The organism is Stenotrophomonas sp. GD03654, from assembly GCF_029845105.1.
GTDB lineage: Bacteria > Pseudomonadota > Gammaproteobacteria > Xanthomonadales > Xanthomonadaceae > Stenotrophomonas > Stenotrophomonas africana.
Window position 1 is genome coordinate 1 of sequence record NZ_JAOCLC010000051.1, and the last position, 20,590, is coordinate 20,590.

The 20,590-nt window shown below is 64.9% G+C and carries 21 protein-coding genes and 1 tRNA gene; 14 read left to right on the top strand and 8 right to left on the bottom strand.

The features are described from left to right. From N5J73_RS17225 to N5J73_RS17240, 4 genes are all read right to left on the bottom strand, one after another. On the bottom strand, nucleotides 1-1,404 hold a 1,404-nt coding region (locus tag N5J73_RS17225), incomplete at its 3' end, for a M28 family peptidase (RefSeq protein WP_279941228.1). 274 nt (nucleotides 1,405-1,678) lie between these two features. After that, nucleotides 1,679-2,083: a large-conductance mechanosensitive channel protein MscL gene (gene mscL / locus N5J73_RS17230; RefSeq protein WP_049447393.1), complete on the bottom strand. Its 405-nt coding sequence runs from the start codon at nucleotides 2,081-2,083 to the stop codon at nucleotides 1,679-1,681. A gap of 54 nt (nucleotides 2,084-2,137) precedes the next feature. Further along, nucleotides 2,138-2,854 (bottom strand): fumarylacetoacetate hydrolase family protein, encoded by a 717-nt coding sequence (locus tag N5J73_RS17235; RefSeq protein WP_014038281.1) that lies wholly within the window; start codon nucleotides 2,852-2,854, stop codon nucleotides 2,138-2,140. A gap of 75 nt (nucleotides 2,855-2,929) precedes the next feature. Continuing rightward, nucleotides 2,930-3,211, bottom strand: coding sequence for a hypothetical protein (locus N5J73_RS17240; protein ID WP_005410817.1), 282 nt, complete (start codon nucleotides 3,209-3,211; stop codon nucleotides 2,930-2,932). A 178-nt stretch (nucleotides 3,212-3,389) separates the two neighbouring features. Here N5J73_RS17240 and N5J73_RS17245 point away from each other — a divergent pair, with 178 nt between their 5' ends. After that, a complete protein-coding gene (locus N5J73_RS17245; RefSeq protein WP_088479600.1) occupies nucleotides 3,390-3,725 on the top strand; it encodes a Rieske (2Fe-2S) protein in 336 nt (111 codons plus the stop codon). Nucleotides 3,726-4,034: 309 nt separating this feature from the next. Here N5J73_RS17245 and N5J73_RS17250 read toward each other — a convergent pair whose 3' ends face one another. From N5J73_RS17250 to thiS, 4 genes are all read right to left on the bottom strand, one after another. Beyond that, nucleotides 4,035-5,882, bottom strand: coding sequence for an SLC13 family permease (locus tag N5J73_RS17250; protein WP_049447494.1), 1,848 nt, complete (start codon nucleotides 5,880-5,882; stop codon nucleotides 4,035-4,037). A gap of 27 nt (nucleotides 5,883-5,909) precedes the next feature. Further along, nucleotides 5,910-6,644 carry a tRNA (guanosine(46)-N7)-methyltransferase TrmB gene (gene trmB / locus N5J73_RS17255; RefSeq protein ID WP_005410814.1) on the bottom strand — a complete coding sequence of 245 codons (735 nt, stop codon included), beginning with the start codon at nucleotides 6,642-6,644 and terminating at the stop codon, nucleotides 5,910-5,912. After that, nucleotides 6,644-7,438, bottom strand: coding sequence for a thiazole synthase (locus N5J73_RS17260; RefSeq protein WP_049447493.1), 795 nt, complete (start codon nucleotides 7,436-7,438; stop codon nucleotides 6,644-6,646). Before N5J73_RS17260 ends, trmB begins: the two co-directional genes overlap by 1 nt. A gap of 106 nt (nucleotides 7,439-7,544) precedes the next feature. Next, nucleotides 7,545-7,745: a sulfur carrier protein ThiS gene (gene thiS / locus N5J73_RS17265; RefSeq protein WP_049447492.1), complete on the bottom strand. Its 201-nt coding sequence runs from the start codon at nucleotides 7,743-7,745 to the stop codon at nucleotides 7,545-7,547. A 207-nt stretch (nucleotides 7,746-7,952) separates the two neighbouring features. Here thiS and N5J73_RS17270 point away from each other — a divergent pair, with 207 nt between their 5' ends. From N5J73_RS17270 to N5J73_RS17330, 13 genes are all read left to right on the top strand, one after another. Beyond that, nucleotides 7,953-9,785 (top strand): autotransporter domain-containing esterase, encoded by a 1,833-nt coding sequence (locus N5J73_RS17270; protein ID WP_049447491.1) that lies wholly within the window; start codon nucleotides 7,953-7,955, stop codon nucleotides 9,783-9,785. Between the two features lie 115 nt (nucleotides 9,786-9,900). Then, nucleotides 9,901-9,974 (top strand) — tRNA-Gly (locus N5J73_RS17275). A gap of 241 nt (nucleotides 9,975-10,215) precedes the next feature. Next, nucleotides 10,216-12,144 carry an integrase arm-type DNA-binding domain-containing protein gene (locus N5J73_RS17280; protein ID WP_034027968.1) on the top strand — a complete coding sequence of 643 codons (1,929 nt, stop codon included), beginning with the start codon at nucleotides 10,216-10,218 and terminating at the stop codon, nucleotides 12,142-12,144. A gap of 569 nt (nucleotides 12,145-12,713) precedes the next feature. Further along, entirely contained in the window at nucleotides 12,714-13,469 is a 756-nt protein-coding gene (locus N5J73_RS17285) for a hypothetical protein (protein WP_034027966.1), read from the top strand. Between the two features lie 118 nt (nucleotides 13,470-13,587). Beyond that, nucleotides 13,588-13,800, top strand: coding sequence for an AlpA family transcriptional regulator (locus tag N5J73_RS17290; protein WP_014603611.1), 213 nt, complete (start codon nucleotides 13,588-13,590; stop codon nucleotides 13,798-13,800). Nucleotides 13,801-13,842: 42 nt separating this feature from the next. Beyond that, a complete protein-coding gene (locus tag N5J73_RS17295; RefSeq protein ID WP_114249763.1) occupies nucleotides 13,843-14,718 on the top strand; it encodes a ParA family protein in 876 nt (291 codons plus the stop codon). After that, nucleotides 14,702-14,947 carry a hypothetical protein gene (locus N5J73_RS17300; RefSeq protein ID WP_034065541.1) on the top strand — a complete coding sequence of 82 codons (246 nt, stop codon included), beginning with the start codon at nucleotides 14,702-14,704 and terminating at the stop codon, nucleotides 14,945-14,947. Before N5J73_RS17295 ends, N5J73_RS17300 begins: the two co-directional genes overlap by 17 nt. After that, nucleotides 14,944-16,572 carry a ParB family protein gene (locus N5J73_RS17305; protein WP_151576351.1) on the top strand — a complete coding sequence of 543 codons (1,629 nt, stop codon included), beginning with the start codon at nucleotides 14,944-14,946 and terminating at the stop codon, nucleotides 16,570-16,572. Before N5J73_RS17300 ends, N5J73_RS17305 begins: the two co-directional genes overlap by 4 nt. Nucleotides 16,573-16,587: 15 nt before the next feature. Continuing rightward, nucleotides 16,588-17,148: a DUF2857 domain-containing protein gene (locus N5J73_RS17310; RefSeq protein WP_022579830.1), complete on the top strand. Its 561-nt coding sequence runs from the start codon at nucleotides 16,588-16,590 to the stop codon at nucleotides 17,146-17,148. 3 nt (nucleotides 17,149-17,151) lie between these two features. Further along, complete coding sequence (locus N5J73_RS17315; RefSeq protein WP_114249761.1) at nucleotides 17,152-18,396, top strand: STY4528 family pathogenicity island replication protein; 1,245 nt, start codon at nucleotides 17,152-17,154, stop codon at nucleotides 18,394-18,396. 317 nt (nucleotides 18,397-18,713) lie between these two features. Beyond that, nucleotides 18,714-19,514, top strand: coding sequence for a PFL_4669 family integrating conjugative element protein (locus N5J73_RS17320; RefSeq protein ID WP_058131057.1), 801 nt, complete (start codon nucleotides 18,714-18,716; stop codon nucleotides 19,512-19,514). Beyond that, entirely contained in the window at nucleotides 19,511-20,038 is a 528-nt protein-coding gene (locus N5J73_RS17325; RefSeq protein WP_058131060.1) for a DUF3158 family protein, read from the top strand. The genes N5J73_RS17320 and N5J73_RS17325 overlap by 4 nt, the downstream gene beginning before the upstream one ends. 73 nt (nucleotides 20,039-20,111) lie before the next feature. Beyond that, nucleotides 20,112-20,555, top strand: coding sequence for a single-stranded DNA-binding protein (locus N5J73_RS17330; protein WP_058131062.1), 444 nt, complete (start codon nucleotides 20,112-20,114; stop codon nucleotides 20,553-20,555). Nucleotides 20,556-20,590: the final 35 nt, after the last annotated feature.

Here is a 20,590-nt window from a genome sequence, read left to right on the forward strand (position 1 = left end):
GGTCGCCTTGGCCTCGCTGCCGAAGTTGCCATCGGCTTCCGCCGCCAGGTAGGCGAACACAGTGTAGGCGGCCACGTTCTGCGCCAGCGCCTTCGGGTCGATCTTGTCCAGCGTGTCGTCGGCGGTGTGGTGCAGGTGGAAGTAGTCCGAGCCATCCTGCGCCAGCCACGCCCACGCACCGCCCTTGGCGGCCAGCGGGCCGACGTCCGGGCCCGGGCCACCCTTGTCGGCCTGGTACTCGATGCCCAGCGGCTTCATCACTTCGGCAATCTGCCTGGTCGCTTCGCGCGAGCCTTCCGGGTTCGGCGAACCGGTATTGAAGGCGTAGATGCGGCCTGCGCCGAAGTCGCTCTCGGCGGCCAGCTGGTGCAGGGCCACGTCCTTCGCGTGCGCTTCGGCATAGGCCTTGCCGCCATACAGGCCCTGTTCTTCGTTGGCGAAGGCAACCACGCGGATGGTTCGCTTCGGTGCCTGCTTGAGCTGGCCGATCAGATGACCTGCGGCCATGGTGATGCCCACGCCCGCGCCGTCATCCACCGCGCCGGTGCCCAGGTCCCACGAATCCAGGTGGCCGCCGATGACGACCACTTCCTTCGGCAGCGTGCGGCCGGTGATCTCACCGATCACGTTGTACGAGGTGGCGGTGCCATCCCAACCGCAGTCCAGCGCCACCTTCACGGTGGTCGCGCCGCGCGCCAGCAGACGGGCCAGCTGGTCTGCATCGGGCACCGACAGCGCCGCCGACGGCACCGGGGTCAGGCCATCGTCGAAGCGGGTGATGCCGGTGTGCGGCACGCGGTGCGAGTCGGTACCGGCTGAGCGCATCAGGAAGCCCACTGCGCCCTTGCGGATCGCCTCGGACGGGCCCTTGCTGCGGATCGCGCCGCCACGGCCGTAGTCGCGGCCATCGCGGAACGGCAGCATCTGGTAATCAACGAAGGCGATCTTGCCCTTCAGCGAACCGGCCGGTGCGGCCTGCAGCGCGGCCAGGTCGGCGAAGCGCACCACCTCGGCTTCCACGGTGCCGCCCGGGCTGCCCCCCAGCGCGGTGATCTGCAGCGGCTGGGGGTTCCTGCCGGTCACGGCGGCGTGTTCACTGCGGCGCTCCCACTTCGGGAAGGTCACCGGCTCCTTCCACACCTTGTCGAAGCCCAGCGCCTTGAACTTGGCTTCGGCCCAGGCCACCGCACGGGCGTCGGCTTCGCCGCCGGCGATGCGCGGGCCGATCTCGGTGGTGAGCGATTCGACCACCTTCCAGCCAGTGTCATCGGTCAGCGCCTGATCGCGCAGCTGCGCGGCGGTGGCCAGCGAGGCCGGGGGCAGGGTGGTGATGCGTGGCGCCGCGAAGGCCGGGGCGGCCAGCAGGGCGAGGGAGGATGCGATGGCAAGGACGCGGCGACGCATGGACAACTCCGGGAAGGGACCTAAGCCTTGGAGCTTAACAGTCGTTCAGCCGCGCGCATGGGCGGGAGGTCATGGCTGGCGCGAACGCTGTTTTCCGCCACGTCCGGCAAAGCGAAAGCCCCGCCGGGGCGGGGCTTTCGTGTGCTTCTGTAGAGTCGAGCCCTGCTCGACTGATTGTTCCGGGCAGTCGAGCAAGCTCGACTCTACGCACGAAGGCAGCCGAGCGTGGGCTCGGCTCTACAGGAAAGCGGGGCGCCCGTAGGCGCCCGATACCTTATTTCTTCAGGCTGTCGCGGATCTCGCGCAGCAGCACCACTTCCTCGGCCGGCGCAGCGGGAGCGGCTTCCTTCTTGCGCGACAGGCGGTTGATCACCTTGATCACCAGGAAAATGGCGAAGGCCACGATCACGAACTGGATCAGCGTGTTGATGAAGTCACCGTAGCCGATCACCACCGCCGGAATCTCCTTGCCGTCCGGTCCGATGCGGGCCGGCGACAGCGTCCACGCCAGCTGCGAGAAATCCACCTTGCCGATCAGCAGGCCCAGCGGCGGCATGATGATCTTCTCGACCAGCGCGGTCACGATCTTGCCGAAGGCCGCGCCGATCACCACGCCGACGGCGAGGTCGATGACGTTGCCGCGCATCGCGAATTCCTTGAACTCGGTGAGCATTCCCATTGTTGTTTTTCTCCGGTGGGGAAGTGGACAGCGCGCAGGGTAGCGCAGGTGATGTCAGCCGGCGATCACGCCGTGGCGCTCGGCCACGTTTTCCAGGCGGGCACTGAAGCGGTCGCCGGGCTTCAGTGCAGCCACCCCGGACGGGGTGCCCATGAACACCAGGTCGCCGGCACGCAGCTGCCACAGCTTGGACAGCTCATGCAGGATCTCCGGCACGTTCCAGATCATCTGGTCCAGCAGCGCCTGCTGGCGCACTTCGCCGTTGACCTCCAGCGACAGGTTCAGCGCGGCCAGGTCGCCCACTTCCTCGGCGTGCACGATCTCGCTGATCGGCGCGGAGGCATCGAAGCCCTTGGCTGCATCCCACGGGTGGCCCTTGTCCTTGGCCGCGGCCTGCAGGTCGCGGCGGGTCAGGTCCAGGCCGACGGCGTAGCCGTAGACCAGCGCGTCGGCGTCGGCCACGGCCAGCTCGCCCGCGGGTGCGTCACGGCCGATCGCCACCACCAGTTCCACTTCGTGGTGCAGGTTGGCGGTCGCCGGCGGGTAGGGAATGGCATCGTCGTGGCCGACCACGATCGCATCGGCCGGCTTGCTGAAGAACATCGGGCGGCCGCGATCATCGGCTGCCGGCACCGCCGCGCCCATTTCGCGGGCGTGGTCGGCGAAGTTGCGGCCGACGCAGTAGATGCGGTGCACGGGAAAACTGCCGCCACCGGCTACCGGCACACGCGGCAGGGTTACGGCGGGGATCACATCGGAGACATCGGACATGCGGGCATCCAGGAAGGGCGTGCCCGCAGTCTAGAACGCATGGCGCCCGCCGTCAGCGGGCGCGGAAGACGTGGATCAGCGCGAGGCCGGCAGCACCGGCTTGCGCACCACGCGGTACTCGCCCTCGACCACGGTCGGGTCGACCGGACGCGCGACACCCGGCTTGCGCGAGGCCAGCAGCTTCCACGCCAGGCCGACCAGGATCATCGCCGCACCGACGAATACGCCGATGAACACCATCGCGGCCAGGATCGCCAGGCCGAGCAGGCCCACGGCCACGCGCACCAGCGGGTGACGCGGCTTGCGCGGCGCGAACAGGGTGCGGAACTGGTTGAAGGCGGATGCGCGATTGAACATGGCGGCTCGATAGGCTGGGATCAGCGAAACCAGAGTATCGGGACGCGCCACTGTCATTGAGTGAAAAAATCGTTAAATATAGCCTTTGCTTATTACGAATCAATGACTTGTGTTCATGTTGCAGCCAGTCACCTGAGTGGGCGTGCGACAATGCGGGTTTACTGTCCGAGCCTTCGCCATGACTGCCGCTGCTGCCCTGATCGCCCTTGATGCCATTGCCGATGGCGCGTTTGCCGAGGTCGAAGCGGTGGTTGATGGCGATGCCGAGTCGCTGGTGCTGTACCGCGATGGCGCGCAGGTGCGTGCGTTCCTGAACATCTGCCCGCACGCCGGCCGCCGCCTGGACTGGGCCCCGGGCCAGTTCCTGAAGAGCCGCGAGGGGCATCTCGTCTGCGCCGCGCACGGCGCCTCGTTCGCGCTGGACAGTGGCGACTGCATCGCTGGCCCCTGCAAGGGGGACCGCCTGCGTGCGGTGCTGGTGGATGTGCGCGACGGGCAGGTCTATCTGGCTTGAGGCCAGAAGCAGTCGAGCACGGCTCGACTCTATAAAAGCCGTGTCGACCAAGGTCGACAGCTAACAGAGCGAGATCCGTGCCGACCAACGGTCGGCACCCACCACCAGCCGCGTGAAACTGTCGAAGGCGGCGCACTGTGGGTTTGCGGGGTGTGAGCGGCATGGATGCCGCGACCAAGCCCCCATGGATGGGTTTACGGCGTCCCCGCAAACCCACAGTGCCCCGCCATCCCACGGAATGCCCGCTGTTGCTGTCGCTGTTGCTTTGGCTTCTGCAGGTGCAGGGCGCAGCCCTGCCGATCAAGCCCCTCAGAACATCAGGTTGATCATCAGCACCACCACGCAGGTGTAGATCAGCGACAGCGGGCCGCCGACCCGCCACATCTCGCGCGGGGTGTAGTTGGCCGGGCCGGTGATCATCGAGATCACCGGGTTGGAGGCCGTCATCAGGTTGTTGGACGCAGACAACGCCACGATCAGCGCGAACGCGGTCGGGTTGCCGCCCGCTGCCAACGCCAGGTTCACCGCGATCGGCACCATCACGATGGTCGCGCCCACATGGCTGATCACCAGCGAGAACGCCGTGGTCAGCAGCGCCAGCGCCACCTCCAGCACCCACACCGGGATGCCGGTGGGCAGCTTGTCAATGGTATGGCCGGCCACCCATGCCGCCGCACCACTGGAGTCCATCGCCCAGCCGAGCGGAATCAGCCCGGCCATCATGAACACCGTCTTCCAGTTGATCGAGGCATAGGCCTCGTCCATGCGCAGCACGCCGGTCAGCAGCATGCCGGCCACGCCGGTCATCAGTGTCAGCGCCACCGGCAGCTTGCTGGTCAGTGCGATCAGGATGGTCAGCGCGAAGATCGCCATCGCGATCTTGAACTTGTGCGGGCGTTGTTCGCCGGTCGGGTAGTCGGTCACCACCACGAAGTCGCGGCTCTTGGCGGCCTGCGCCAGGTCGGTCCAGATGCTGTGGAAGACCAGCATGTCGCCCGCGCGCAGCTGCACGTCGCGCGCGTCCTCGCGGATCACCTGCTTGTCGCGGTTGATCGCCAGCAGGCTGATGCCGCGCTCCTTGCGCAGGCGCAGGTCGGCCGCGCTCTTGCCGATCACGTTCGAGGTCGGCGGCACCACCGCCTCGGAAATGCCGGCACGGCTGGGGTTGAACAGGTCACCCAGGTGCTTCAGGCGCGAAGACATGCGCAGGAACTGGTTCTGCGCGAAGTCGTTGATCTGCTCGCGCGGGCCCATCGCGCCGAGCACGCTGCCGACCCAGATGCGCATCTCCGCCGGCGGCGCCAGGCGGGTGTCGTTGCCGGTTTTCAGGGCCAGCAGCAGCGGCGCATCGTGCAGGTTTTCGGCCTCGCCCAGGGTCATGCCCACCAGCGGGCTTTCGGCGGTCACCACCAGCTCGAACACATCGCCTTCGATGCCATAGGTCTTGGCGAAATAGCTCTCGGTGCGCGCCGGGGTGACGCCGTCGTTGACCAGGCTTTCCTCTTCCACCAGCTTGCGGTCGCCGTAGTAGCGGAAATACAGCAGCGAGGCGATCAGCAGGGCCACGCCGATCGGCAGCGGCGCGAACATACGCAGCGGCTCGATGGTGGCCAGACCCGAGGGCAGGTTGTTGTTGGCCGAGGCCAGCAGATCGTTCAGCAGGATCAGCGGCGAATTGCCGACCATGGTCAGCGCGCCGCCCATCACGATCGCCGCCGAGATCGGCAGCAGCAGGCGCTGCATCGTCAGCCCGGTGCGCGCCGCCAGTCGCGAGGCGACCGGCAGGTACAGCGCCATCACCGACGGATTCTGCATGAAGGACGAGTTCAGGCCGGCGATGGCGGTGGTCATCATCAGCAGCCGCTGCTCGACACCATGGCCGCGCCGCAGCAGCCAGGCCGCCAGCCGGTTCAGCGCCCCGGTGCGGTCCAGGCCCGCACCGAGGATGGTGGTGGCGATGATGCTCATCACCGCGTTACCGGAGAAACCGCCGAAGATCTCCTCCGGCGCGATCAGGCCGGTGACACCGAGCACCACCAGCACCACCAGCGCGACCACGTCGGCGCGGATGCGCTCGAACAGGAACATCGCCATCGTGAAGCCGACCAGCCCGAGCACGAGCTTCATGTCGTTGGTCAGCGTCAGCGCGGTATCCATGTGGGGCGCGGCGTCCTCAGGCGATCGTCAGGTGCGGTCGTACAACAGGTCCCAGACACCGTGGCCGAGCTTCTGGCCGCGGGTCTCGAAGTGCGTCTGCGGGCGCCAGTCCGGGCGCGGCACGCTGCCACGCGGGCCGGCGCGGTTGACCAGCCCGGCGGTGGCATCAAGCACGTCCCACATCTGCTCGGCGTAGTCTTCCCAGTCGGTGGCGCAGTGCAGGCGGCCACCCGGGCGCAGCTTGCGCACCAGCAGCTCGGCGAACGCCGGCTGCAGCAGGCGGCGCTTGTTGTGGCGCTTCTTGTGCCACGGGTCCGGGAAGTAGATGCGCACTTCATCCAGCGCGCCGTCGGCGATCTCGTTCTGCAGCACTTCCACCGCATCGTGGTGGTACAGGCGCACGTGGTCGGCGTTGTCGTCGGCCAGCGCGTTAAGGAGGCGACCCACGCCGGGCGCGTGCACTTCGATGCCGATGTAGTCGCGCGACGGGTCGTGCTGGGCGGCGAAGCGCAGCGCGGCACCGTTGCCGAAGCCGATTTCCAGCACCTTGTGTGCCGGGCGCCCGAATGTGGCGTCCAGGTCACGCGGCTGGCCGGTGTAGTCGAGGCCGAAGCGCGGCCAGCGTTCGTCGAACGCGCGCTGCTGGGCGGGGGTGAAACGTCCCTGGCGCAACACGAAGCTGCGCACCTCGCGGCGGCCCTCGCTTACGGTGAAGGGCTTGGGCGGGGCCTTGGAACCGGCGCTGTCGAAAGGATTGGTCATCAGCCGATCAACCCATCCACCGGGGAGGAGGCGCTGGCGTAGCGCTTGCGCGGAATGCGCCCGGCCAGGAAGGCCTCGCGGCCGGCCTCGACCGCCTTGCGCATGGCGCTGGCCATCAGCACCGGGCTGCGTGCACCGGCAATGGCGGTATTCATCAGCACGCCGTCGCAGCCCAGCTCCATCGCGATTGCCGCATCCGACGCGGTGCCCACGCCAGCGTCGACGATGATCGGCACCTTGGCGTCTTCGATGATCTGCAGCAGGTTGTACTTGTTCTGGATGCCCAGGCCCGAACCGATCGGCGCGGCCAACGGCATCACCGCAGCGCAGCCGATCTCTTCCAGGCGCTTGGCCAGGATCGGGTCGTCGGAGGTGTAGACCATCACTTCGAAGCCGTCCTTGACCAGCTGCTCGGCAGCCTTGAGGGTCTGCACCACGTCCGGGTACAGCGACTTCTGGTCGCCCAGCACTTCCAGCTTGGTCAGGTTGTGGCCGTCCAGCAGCTCACGGGCCAGGCGGCAGGTACGCACGGCGTCTTCGGCGGTGTAGCAGCCAGCGGTATTGGGCAGGATGGTGAAGCGCTCCGGCGGCAGCACGTCCAGCAGGTTCGGTTCGCCCGGGTTCTGCCCGATGTTGGTGCGGCGGATGGCCACGGTGACGATCTGGGCGCCAGCAGCCTCGGTGGCCAGGCGGGTTTCTTCCAGATCCTTGAACTTGCCGGTGCCGGTCAGCAGCCGCGAGCCATAGGTCTTGCCGGCGATCACCAGCGAATCGGGGGAGACATGAACGTTCATGGCGCGATTATCGCTTATCCGCCTGAAGATGGGATCACGCAATGGCGTGCAGGCCGTGGATCGGTGTGGGTAGTGCCGGCCGCAGGCCGGCAAAGCCGGACAGGTCTCAGCCGCCGCCCAGTGCGTGCACGATCTCCACCACGTCGCCTTCGGACAGGACATGTTCGCCATGGCGGCTACGGCTGACGATCTCGCCGTTCACCTCCACCGCCACCCGGCGCTGCAGCAACTGCTCGGCGTCGAGCAGATCGTGGAGGGTCGCCGAAGCGGGCAGGGTGCGGGGTTCGCCGTTGAGCTGGATGTTCATCCCTGCATTGTCGCTGATGGCCCGCCAGGATCGGAACGTTTGCAATCTGCACCGGATGCCAGCTCCAGCACAGCAGGGCCTGGCGGGATGAGGCGACAATCCATGCGGCGGCGCAGCGTGAGCAAAAGGCGGCACGGTGAAACCATTCACCGTGCGCCGGCGTACGTGTGCCGGGTCCTTCTCTTTTTTCCCCACAGGAGTTTCCAGATGCAGCTCAGCAAACACCCGATCCGCTCCCTGATGGCGGCCGCGATCGCGCTGGCCGCGCTGCCGGCCATGGCAGGCGAATCCCCGTTCACCCGCACCGTGTTCTTCGGCGACAGCCTGACCGACAGCGGCTACTACCGCCCGCTGCTGCCGGCCGAAGTGCGTCCGGTCACCGGCCAGTCCACCACCAATCCGGGCTGGGAGTGGTCGCAGTTCGTCGCCGACTACTACGGCACCAACGCCAGCCCCAACGGCAACGGCCAGACCGGTGACAACTACGCCGTCGGTGGCGCCCGCGTGGGTGTCGACCTGACCCAGCCGGCGTTCGGCAACGTGCCGGTGCCGTCGCTGAAGACGCAGTTTGCCAACTACCTGGCCGCCAACGGTGGCAAGGCCGATCCGAACGCGCTGTACACCGTGTGGGGCGGCGCCAACGACCTGTTCTCGATCACCGCCCCGGCCCAGGCGCCGGCCGTGATCGGCGCAGCGGTCACCACCCAGATCGGCATCGTGGCCAGCCTCAAGCAGGCCGGCGCGCAGTACGTGATGGTGCCCAACCTGCCCGACGTCGGCATCACCCCGGGGTTCATCGACCGCGGCGCCGCCGGCCAGGCGCAGGGCACCGCCCTGTCCACCGCGTACAACAACGCCCTGTACGGTGGCCTGAAGCAGGCCGGCATCGAGTTCATCCCGCTCGATACCTACACCCTGCTGCACGAAATCATCGCCAACCCGGGCATGTACGGTTTCAGCAATGTCACCGGCCGCGCCTGCCTGGTGGCCTCGTCGCTGACCTGCAGCCCGCTGGCCTACGTCACCCCGGATGCGGCCAACAGCTATCTGTTCGCCGATGACGTGCACCCGACCTCGGCCGCACACCAGATGCTGGGCCAGTACGCCATCTCGATCCTGGAAGGCCCGCGCCTGCAGCAGGTGCTGAGCCACTCGGCACAGACCATCGGCCGTTCGCGCGCCGACCAGGTCAGCCTGCACCGCAGTGGTCGCCCGGCCGACGGTCTGTCCTGGTGGGGCGGCGTGCGCGGTGATCTGCAGCGCTACGACCACGCCGACCTGTACGACGGCATGGCGCCGGCCGGCCTGTTCGGCGTTGATTGGGCCCGCGACGGCATGGTCTTCGGTGGCTTCGCCGGCTTCGGCCGCCTCAATGCCGACTTCGGCAACAGCCGTGGCGATTTCACCCAGAAGGACACCACCGCCGGTCTGTTCGCCGGTTGGTACGGCGACCGTATCTGGGTCAACGGCCAGGTCAGCTACACTTGGCTGTCGTATGACGTGAACCGCAAGGTCCAGCTGGGCCCGGCGACGCGCGAGCACAGCGGTTCGCCCGACGGCAGCAACCTGACCGCAGCACTGAACGCCGGCTACGAGTTCGGCACCGAAGGCGGCTTCCGCCACGGCCCGATCGCTTCGGTGATCTGGCAGAAGGTGAAGATCGACGGCTACACCGAAGGTGCCAGTGCCGGCACGATGGCCACCGCTCTGGGCTACGGCAAGCAGGACGCCGATTCCACCGTCGGCCGCATTGGCTGGCAGGCGCGCTTCGATGGCGGCACCATGAAGCCGTACGTGCAGCTGACCTACGACCACGAGTTCGAGGACACCAAGCAGGCCAGCGCCTGGGTGCAGAGCCTGCCGGCCGTGGGCATGTACCGTGTTCCGGGCATGGACTTCGACAAGAACTACGCCACCGCCATCCTCGGTGCCCGCATGGAGCTGTTCGGCCTGCAGAGCAACGTGGGCCTGAGCGCCACGGCCGGGCAGAAGCGTGCGCAGGACGCGACGCTGTTTGCCAGCTTCAGCGGCAGCTTCTAAGCAGAAACCAGGCGGGGTCGGATCCCTTTCGGCAACGAAAGGGCTCCGGCCCCGCTCTGATGCGGGGGCACCATTGCGCAACACCGGCCCCAGCGCATAGACTTTCCACTGCAACGCGGGCGTAGCTCAATGGTAGAGCTGTAGCTTCCCAAGCTACTGACGAGGGTTCGATTCCCTTCGCCCGCTCCACTTCGACTTTCCAGGGTCTTCCGCCGAACGCCAGGGAACGTCGTAAGTCATTGTCAGGATTGAGGATTTTCACCCAATCTCGATCCACTGACATCCAGCGAAATCCACTCACAGCCGGTTCCAACTGGTACGTTGAGTGGTACATTGGCAATGCGGAGGTTCCCAAAACCGTATTGTTGCTGGAGGAGCCGGGGTTCCGTCGGGAACATGGCATCCAACTCGTTTCGCAGGAGTTGGGCTCATGCTTTCAGACCTCCAGGTTCGACAGGCCAAGGTGACCGGCAAGGCGTATTCGCTTGTCGATTTCGACGGTCTCTACTTCCATATCTCAGCCACCGGCTTCAAGGCCTGGCACTTCCGCTTCACTTGGGGCGGCAAGCGCGAGCGCATGTCCTTCGGCGGCTATCCCGCGCTTTCCCTGAAAGATGCCCGTCATCTGCGCGACGAGGCCCGGGCCATGCTGGCCAAGGACATCAACCCGCATTCGGAACGCAAGCGCAAACGCCACGTGATTGTCCTGGCGGGCGAGCACACCTTCCAGGCCATCTACGACAAATGGCTGGCCCACCGCAGCCTCTCTCTGGAAAATGAGGGCCGCCAGAGCACGCCCAAACAGATCGGGCGCGTCTTCGCCAAGGATGTGTTTCCCGTATTGCGCCACCTGACCGTCTACGACGTCACTCGCGCCCACCTGCTGGACATCATCGGCAGAGTGGAAAAACGTGGCTCGCTGTCGGTCGCCGAGAAGCTGCGCACCTGGTTCAGCCAGCTATTCACCTACGCCTCGGTGGTGGTGCCCAACATGGGCGACAACCCGGCCAAGGATTTGGATGTGGTGGCGATGCCGCTGCCGCCGGTGGAGAACAACCCCTTTTTGCGCATGCCCGAACTGCCGGCAATGCTGCAGACGTTGCGCAAGTACAGCGGCCGCCTGAATACGCAACTGGGTCTACGTCTGCTGCTGCTCACGGGCGTGCGCACCGGTGAATTGCGCTACGCCACGCCCGATCAGTTCGATCTGGAGCGCGGTCTGTGGATCATCCCGGTTGTCAGGCTCAAGCAACGCAAGCAGCTCACCAAGAAGAAGCGCCAGCGTTTCGCCGACATCCCGCCGTACATCGTGCCACTGTCGTTGCAGGCACAAGAAGTCGTTCGTCATCTGCTGGGAAATCTGAAGCCAGCGCAGGTCTATCTCATTCCCGGTGATTGGTGCCTGAAAAAACCTCTCAGCGAGAACACGCTCAATGGCGCGCTCAAGCGCATGGGATATGAAGACCAGCTCACTGGGCATGGCGTTCGCGCCACCATCTCGACTGCGCTCAATGAATTGGGGTATCCACCCAAATGGGTAGACGCTCAACTTTCGCATGCCGATCCGGATCGGATCAGCGCGACCTACAACCACGCCGAGTACGTCGAGCAACGCCGCATCATGATGCAGGACTGGGCCGACCGCCTGGACTTGTTCGAGCAGAATCAGGTCGAAGTTGCCAGCACGCACCTGACCATCACGCTGCAGGGCCTGCCCACGATTGCCGGGCAGGCGGTCGCGCACCCGCCAGCCCTGAATCCAAATGCCCCTCAGTTGATCGTTGCGCCTGCACCGGATGCGCCAGCGGTTCCAGCTTCCGTATATCGACTTTCGGCGGTGCATCTGCCCGAGTACGCGCGCCCCACGCTGTCAGAGGTGCAGCGCGAGCGTTTGCAATTGCTGGAGATGTTCGAGGCGCCTCACAACCTATCGGTCGCCGATTACGCCAAACTGGTTGGCAAGTCCCGCCGCTGGATCACTTACGAGATTCAGGCCGGCAATCTCCTGTCGATCCATATGGGTCACCGTGGGCAGCGCGTCCCGGACTGGCAACTCGACCCCATCAAACGCAAGCTGATTCAGGCTGTCCTGAAGCTGGTGCCGCGCGGCATCGACACTTGGCACATCTATCACGCACTGCTGCGGCCATACGATGCCCTGGGCAAGTGTCCAGTCATCGAGGCAGTCGATCCGACCAACCTGCATCTTGCAGCTCGACTGGTCGCCGCACATGCCATAGAAACCGATGAGCTTGCAGAGCAATCGGAGGCGTCTCCGGTGCTGGCCAGGCAGACTGTAGAGCGCCTGGTAAAAACGGCAATGTTGGTTGATACGCCCGAAGATCTAGTCGCCCGTTGAGCTGAGGCCGGACGGCAGCACCGTCCGGTCAAGGTCAAAGCAGGGCACAAATAGGTCGATCGCTTCGCATGACCACCCATCCGTCTTCTGCGCGGCCAACTCGCAATTTCCAAGTGTCGGCAGGCAGCGTCTAGCGTCGAATCTGCGCCTGGCAGTCACCACGGGCGATTTCTCTGTGATGCTATCTCGCTATATCAGTATCCCGATCGGATATGACGCCAGCGGATTTCCGTTGCCAATCCCAAGCCCCGAGCAATAGATTCCGACGCTCCCAGATTTTTGAAACCGCTGGCGTATCAGACCATACCGATACGGTTTTGCGGGAGCCGCAACTTCTCACGATCCTGATAGTGCAAGCGTCACTGTCGAGCCGCGACGGACGCTCGATTTTCTTGTGCTCGATGGATTTTTGCACATCGAGCACACAACGCCTACTCGTTGCGCGAACTGATCAGAAGTAATCAAAAGCGGGCGTCATCACTCGCGTCTTGCGCGGACAACAGGCCGACCATGAGGACGGCTGCAAAAGCAGTCGGCCCTGTAGTTCTTCTCCTGGAAGGAGACGGAGCATGCACGAGAACAAAAATGATGCACCAACATCAAAGGTGTTCTACCGCCCGCTCGAAGCGTCCATCCGCTGGGCCGGACTGCTGCGATACGAGCAGGTGATCCTGGCTTCGGTCTCGTCGCCTATGAATCTGCCGCAGTCGCTGGACTGCCCACGTTTGGGCGAACTGCGGCTGTACACCGACCGCATCTATGACGGCATCCTCAACGGGGAACTGCCCTTCGGGCAGCACGGCATCACGACGCGCGACACCGCGTTGATCGAATCGCCTGATCTGACGGTACGCCATGTCGATCTGAAGTGCTGGATGCGCCAGCACTACCCCGAGCAGCGGCCCGGCTTTCTCTTCTCCCGCGGCGAGCGCATCACCCATCCCTTCATCTCTCTGGAAACAGGGCAAGCCATGCTGGTCGAACGCCAGGCTTTGAAATCCGCCCTGGAACAGACCAAACGTCAGCTCCGCGATTTGCAGGACAAGCATGACGCGCTGCTCAAGCAGCCCACGGTGATTCCGGCATGCGCGCAGTGTCCGATCAGTGATCGGGCCGAGGCCACCTACCTGAACATCGTTGGCGGCCTGTTGGAGCTGATGCTCGGCCAGTCGCCATCGGGCACGCCGTACTCCAGCTTCAAGACGCAGGAGGCCGTGGTCAGCGCGCTGGTTGCCCATCACAGCGGCGCCATGGGCATCGCGGAGCGGACATTGAACGGCAAGTTCGCCACCGCCAGGCGCCGACTGCGTAGCGCCTCCCTCTGAGATTTGCCAGCTTGTATGTGCAGTCGCGGGGATTGCATTTGCAATGTCTTTTCGCAGCCGTGTCTATTGAATAGAGGTCACGCCAACAAACGCCACTGAGCGTTCAGGAGTGACCGCCATGTCGCAAACACCTGTACTGCAGCCAAACGAACGCCGCATCCTGCGCCTGGAAGAAGTCGAAGCGAAATCCGGTTTCAAGCGCGCCCACATCTACAACCTGATGAAGAAACGCCAGTTCCCGCAGGCGCTGCGTCTGGGCGTGCGCGCCGTGGGCTGGGATTCCATCGAAATCGATCAGTGGATCGACGAGCGCGTCAACAACCGGGCCTGACCCGTTCTCTCGCGGACTTTCCATCCTGACCCGGAGAACGCCATGCAGGTCGTATCCATCATTTCAACCAAAGGTGGGGTCGGCAAGACCACCACGGCCGCAAACCTTGGCGGTCTCGCTGCGGACGCCGGGCTGCGCGTGCTGCTGCTCGATCTCGATGTGCAGCCCACCTTGTCCTCCTACTACGAGCTGGCCCATCGTGCGCCGGGCGGTATCTATGAATTGCTGGCCTTCAACGAGCGCGACCTCGGCCAGCTTGTGTCCCGCACGATCATCGCGGGCCTGGACTTGGTGCTCTCCAACGACCACCGAGGCGAACTGAACACCTTGCTGCTGCACGCGCCAGACGGGCGCTTGCGGCTGCGGCATCTGCTTCCGGCGCTCAATCCCCTCTACGACCTGGTGCTGATCGACACCCAGGGCGCGCGCTCGGTGCTGCTGGAGATGGCGGTGCTGGCCTCCGACCTCGCACTGTCACCCGTGACCCCAGAAATTCTCGCCGCCCGCGAGCTGCGGCGCGGCACCATGCAGTTGCTGGAGGACATTGCACCGTACCGGCAGCTGGGCATCGAGCCACCGCCGCTGCACCTGCTCATCAACCGCGTCCATCCGGTGTCCGCCAACGCCCGCCTGATCCAGCAGGCGCTGCGCGATCTGTTCCAGGACCATGCCGACATCCGTGTGTTGGCTACCGACGTGCCGGCCATTGAGGCTTATCCGCGTGCCGCGACGCGCGGCCTGCCGGTGCATCGGGTCGAGTACCGCCAGCCAGTGGGCAGAGTCGCTCCCGCCGCGCTCGCCACCATGCGCGATCTTGCCGGCGAATTGCTCCCACAGTGGCAGGATCGATTTACCGCAGTGTCCGGCCGTCCGCCACAGCCTCTTGATACCAGGAGGCCCCATGGCCAACGCACATGAACTGGCCCGAGGTCACAGCCGGCTGCGCGCCCTGATCGAGTTCGCCGTCGGCGAAGGCTGGCACGTCAAGCGCACGGCGGGCGGTCACCTCAAGTTCACCAAGGCAGGCTGCGCCGCGATCTACACCAGTTCGACGGCCAGCGATCACCGGGCAGCCCTCAACGCCCGTGCGCAGATCCGTCGCGCCGAGCGCGAGACCCGATCCCAAGCGCAGGGGGGGCGGCCATGACTGAGATCACCTCCCAGCAGATGGCCGACAAACTGCTTGCGTCCGGGTTCGAGCGCAGCGGCCCGTCAGCAACGACCTTGAGCGACCCGATCGCCGACACGCCCATGCTCGTGACGCTCGACCAGTTGCGCCCCTACGACCACGACCCGCGCAAGAAGCGCAATCCGGTGTACGAGGAAATCAAGGCATCCATCCGCGAGCGTGGCCTGGACGCGGCTCCGGCCATCACCCGGCGGCCCGGCGACGATCACTACATCATCCGCAATGGCGGCAACACGCGACTGGCAATCCTGCGCGAACTCTGGTCGGAGACCAGGGACGAACGTTTTTTTCGGATCTCATGCCTGTTCCGCCCATGGCCCGAGCGTGGCGAGATCGTCGCGCTCACCGGGCATCTTGCGGAAAACGAACTGCGTGGTGGCCTCACCTTCATCGAGCGCGCTTTGGGCGTCGAGAAAGCGCGCGAATTCTACGAACTGGAAAGCGGCTCCACCCTGAGCCAGTCCGAGCTGGCCCGCCGCCTGGCCGCCGACGGATACCCCGTGCAACAGTCGCACATCAGCCGGATGGCCGACGCGGTACGCTACCTGTTGCCCGCAATCCCGACCGTGCTCTACGCTGGCCTGGGGCGTCACCAGGTCGAGCGGTTGTCGGTCATGCGCAAGGCCTGCGAGCGCACCTGGGGGCATTACGCCAAAGGCCGCTCACTGGTTCAGGACTTCGACGAGTTCTTTCAGGAAGTGCTGTCGCAATTCGATGTCCAGGCCGACGAGTTCTCTGCGCAGCGCGTACAGGACGAGCTGATCGGCCAGATGACCGAATTGCTGGACGTCGATTACGACGTGCTCGCTCTGGACATGACCGAATCCGAGAGCCGCCAGCGTGCCTTGGTCAGCGATCCGACGCCGCCCTCGTCACCGCCTGCCTTGCCAGAGCCAGAGGCCATCGCGCGCCCACCTGCCAATACCGCGCCACCTGCCACGAGGCCGACGGCAACGCCCTCGACGGACGAGAGCGACGCGGATGACAGTCATTCCGGCGCGGTCAGTCCGGCGGCAGATGGCGACCTGCTTCAGAAGCACATTGTCTCCCCGGCGCCGACAACCGAACGGCTTGAGTTCATCCAGCGCATGGTCGCCAACCAGTTGGGCGATGCACTGCCGCACGACTTCTCGGCGAATGTCTTGCAGTCCATCCCGGTGCAGGCTGGCGGGCTCTATCCGATCTCGGATGTCTGGTACATCGCCCCCGGCCTGGACACACCCGAGCACCTGCGCATCCACGTCGCGCAGTTTGCCCGCGAGATTGCGGTCGAGGTAGACCTGGGCGAGTGCATCGATGACCGCCCAGACGGCATCGGCTTCGCCTGCCGTGCTCGCACCACAAACCCAGCGCCGCTGGGCCGTGCCGTCCATGCGTTTTTGGCTTGTCTGGCCGGTCAGCAGCCCGCCGACATCGGTCTGGACAACGGGCAACTCGTCATCGACCTGCCAGCGCTGCTGCACGGCCAGGGTGACGTAACCCGACGATTGAGCGACACCGCGCTGGTCAAGCTGTTCCGCCTGCTGCGACTGGCCCGCCGCCTGCTCGATCTCGAAGCCGGCGTTGCGGACTCTGGAACCTGAGCGAGGGAGGCCAGCATGTCCACAGCACACCCACTCAACCAGGCTGTCATTGCCCAGGCCCTCTATGACCTGCGCAATGGGCAACTGCGCCGCTGCAAACTAATGGGGTTTGGCGAGGCAGAGTTGGACGCCCTCAAGCATCCCGCGCTGATCAGCGTGCTGGCCAACGCCAACGTCTCGTGGTGCTCAGTGACGGTCAACCGCGAAGTGCTGCGGCGGCTGCTCCAGCAGGCACAGGACGTGGAGAAGGAGATCGCCACAGTCGATCGCATGCTCAGACTGGGCGCGAGCACCGAGATGGTCAGCAAGTTCTATGGCTTGACGCATCAGGAAGTAGCGCTTCGCCGTGAAATCCTCGGTCTGCCCAAGCGCAAGGGTCGGCACCCCGTGCTGGACGAGGAGCAGGACACGGAGCTGTGGCGGCAATGGAAGGCCGTAACCAACAGCAGAACCGTCGATCTCGAAGACGAAACCTCCATCCTCGATGCCGCCATGGACTTGGCCGAAGGCATGTCGCTGCCTCTGTCGGTAGTCTGGGCCTCGATCAAGGGCTGGGTCGATCAGGGATTGGCTTGAGTCATGGCCGTGGACGAACCCGCATCACGAGTCCGACGCCAAGGCCCCATCGCACTGGCAGCACTGTTCGATGCTGCGCTGAAAGACCTTGCCCCCAAGCCCGCCCCCAGCGCACCTGCGTCTACACCTGCACAGTCGCCCACGCCCACCTCCGGCGATGCTTTCCTGTTCAGTGGCAACCGGCACGAGACGGTGCCACGCAAGTTGTTCCTTGACCGCCGCTTGACACCGCTGGAACGAAACGCCTGGCAAGTGTTCCGGCTGATGCTCAACGACGATGGCGTGACTGCATTTCCCACCTACGAGCAGTTGCGGCCCTGGCTGGCGTCCATGCCCTGCGCGGGCCAAGCCTCGCATGAAACCGTAGCACGGGCGCTGACACTGATGCGCCTGACCCGCTGGCTGAGCCTGGTTCAGCGACGGCGTGACCCCAAGACCGGCCGCATCCTCGGCAATCTGTACGTGCTGCACGACGAGTCCCTGACACCGTTCGAGGCCATGCAGCTCGACCCCGACTACCTGCAACTCGTCAGCCAGGCGCTCGGCCATTCTGCCAAGGCCGTGCAGATCGTGGGCCTGCACACGCTCAAGGAAATCGGTGAAGACCCATTGCTGGCCGGACGCACCCTCCCGTCACGGTTGCAGGTGATGGCCGAACGTCTCGCCAACCAGGACTTTACGGCCAGCGATAGTTATCCACAGGAAGACGCCAGTCACGATTCCGAAGAAGGGGTTCCGAGCTTTCTTCGGAATGGCGAACGCCCCTCTACGGATTCCGAAGCAGAGCCGAAACCCGCGCCAGACGTCTCTCTTCGGAATCCGAAGCAGGCCCGTACAGTACGTAGTAGTTGTATTAATGAAGTACGTACTACTGCGCAGGCGCGCGCGCTGGACGATCTGCAATGGCCCAAACGCTTTGCGCAACTGAAGGCGGAACAGCAGGCGGGTGCCAAGGTGGCATTGCAGCAGGTTGATGCCTCGCTGAGGCAGGACGTGCTGGACGAATGGGCCGCGCGTTGTAGCAACCACGGCATCCGCAATCCCGCTGGGTATCTATTCGGCATCATCCAGCGAGCCATCCACGGCGAGTTCAATGCCTGGGCCAAGAAAGACCCGCCACCGGCACCCGCTCCGCCAAACGAACGGCCACCACCCACATCGTCGGTCCAAACGCAGGGTAAGCCGGTACCACCAGAAGTCGCCAGGCAGCACATCGAGCGGCTGCGAGACCTGCTCGCCAGCAAGTGAGCCGGATGACAAGGCCGTGAAGTGGACGCCCATGGATGCCAATAGAGCTATCCCCTGGGGATAGTTCCACCGTTGGGGCGGATGCCGTGCAGTCGCAAGCCTGGCCTCGAACATCTGCAGCAGCATCGGCGTTGTCCGCCCTGATCCCGACGTGCAGCGTTCGTTGGCGCTCCATGGAGCTATCCCCAGGGGATAGCTCGCGCCGCAGGCGGCCACCACGCGCTGAACCGGGGTCTGGCAGGTTTCGGTTTGTTGACTGACGGCCTTCCGCTTCCTGCCGAAGCTGACCGCTCCTTTCCACACAACGAGCGGACACCATGGCAACCAATGAACCACTGCAACTGAATCTCGGCTCCCTGCGCAGCGCGATGTCGCTGACGCTTCACACGCACCACGCTTCGCGCATCTGGCATGGCCGGGCCGCCGCCGAGGGGCGACCTGGCATCGTTGGCCTGAACGGCTACATCGCCCAAATGAACAAGATGCGGCGCGGTTCGGAACAGGACGACCCATACTCGGATTGGTGGATGCTGCGCATCGAGGTCAAGCTCGACCAGACCAAGACCACGCTGCAATCGCTGCGCGAGCAGGTGGATCAGGCACTGGCGAGCGTGCCGCCGGCACTCAGCCTGGGCGAAAACCTCAACGTTCAGCCCGTCAAGTTGCCGCTGTTCGTCAATGCGCAGCTCGGCTTTGCCGCCGTCTATCTGCTGGCCGACTACGACGACATCGCCCGCAAACTGATCCTCGCCCACCACACGGCACTCATCGACCGCAGCACCTTGGAGCGTTGGCTCAACGAGGGCGCCCATGCACTGCGCAGCCTGTTCTCGCTGGCCCAGCAATACCGCTATTCAGGCTGTACGCGCGACGATTTCGTATCAAAGAACGCCGCAGCTCGGGCGGCGCTGGAGAAATTCGGCGAACTGCCTCAGGACGTGCTGGAAGGCACGCGCCGCTCGAAGTTCGCGCCGCCCATCGTGCGCCGTGGCCTGCAACAGCGTGCCGAGAGTCCTGCTGCAGCGCCCGCCCCCAACGACGAGGCCGCCACCGACGAGCTGGCCACTGACACAGCACCCGAAGTCAGCGCCGGCGAGATCGAGGGCGAGCAGGCATGAGCGATCCGAACCGCGAACCCCGCTACTTCCTGGGCCTGCAACAGGCAGCCTTCATGAAGCTGGAACACGCTGCCTCTCTAAAAGGCCTTTTGAAGCCTTTTAAGGGTAAGGGGGATCTTGAGGCCTGGGCCAGCCAGTGCTTCGCCATGCGCGACGAGTTGATTGGCTTGACGCAGCGGCAGGTGCTGCAACAGGCAGTCGGGCATCCCTTCCACCTGCTGCCCGTGGAGTTGGCCCAGCAAACCACTGGCGCAGGCACGGCGTTTTTGCGCTGGCGCAAACACGACCGCTCAGCCATGGGTGTGGCCCTGTGGCAGGAATTGATGGCGAGCACCGGCACGCCGGTCAATCTGCTGGCCGAGCTGCACGCGATCGAGCTTCAGCGCATCACGTTGAACATGCAGATCAGTCTGCTGCACACCCTGGGCAGGCAGGCACAGGAATGCGCCAGCAAGGCGGCCGAGGCGGAAGACGCCTACCTGCGCAGGCTCAAGTCCATCCCATCTGGAATGCGTGACCGGTGATGGCACCGGACTCCCCAGTACGCGCCCGAAGCCGACGCGGCACGGGTATTTCAACCACCATGGAGATTGCAATATGAGCACGCACTTTTGGGGCGAAGGCAACATCGGCTCCCCGCCCGAGTACCGGGAGTTCCCCAACGGCAACGACGAGCCGCGGCGCTTACTGCGGCTGAACGTGTATTTCGACAACCCCGTTCCCACCAAAGGCGGCGACTTCGAGGATCGCGGCGGCTTCTGGGCACCGGTGGAAATCTGGCACCGTGACGTCGCGCACTGGAAGAACCTGTACCAGAAAGGCATGCGCGTGCTGGTCGTCGGCCGCATGGAGCGCGAGCCCTGGACGAACAACGAAGATCAGCCGCGCGAGACCTGGCAGATCAACGCGCGCAGCGTTGGCATCCTGCCGTTCCGCGTCGAGTCCGTGACCCTCAGCCCCAAAACCGCGCAGGACGCGCAGCCGAAGCCCCAAGCAGCCCAAGAACCGGCTGCGCCGAAGGAGGTCAAGCGCAGGAAGTGATCCGGCATGGAGGCGGTTGCGGTGCTTCGCTGCTG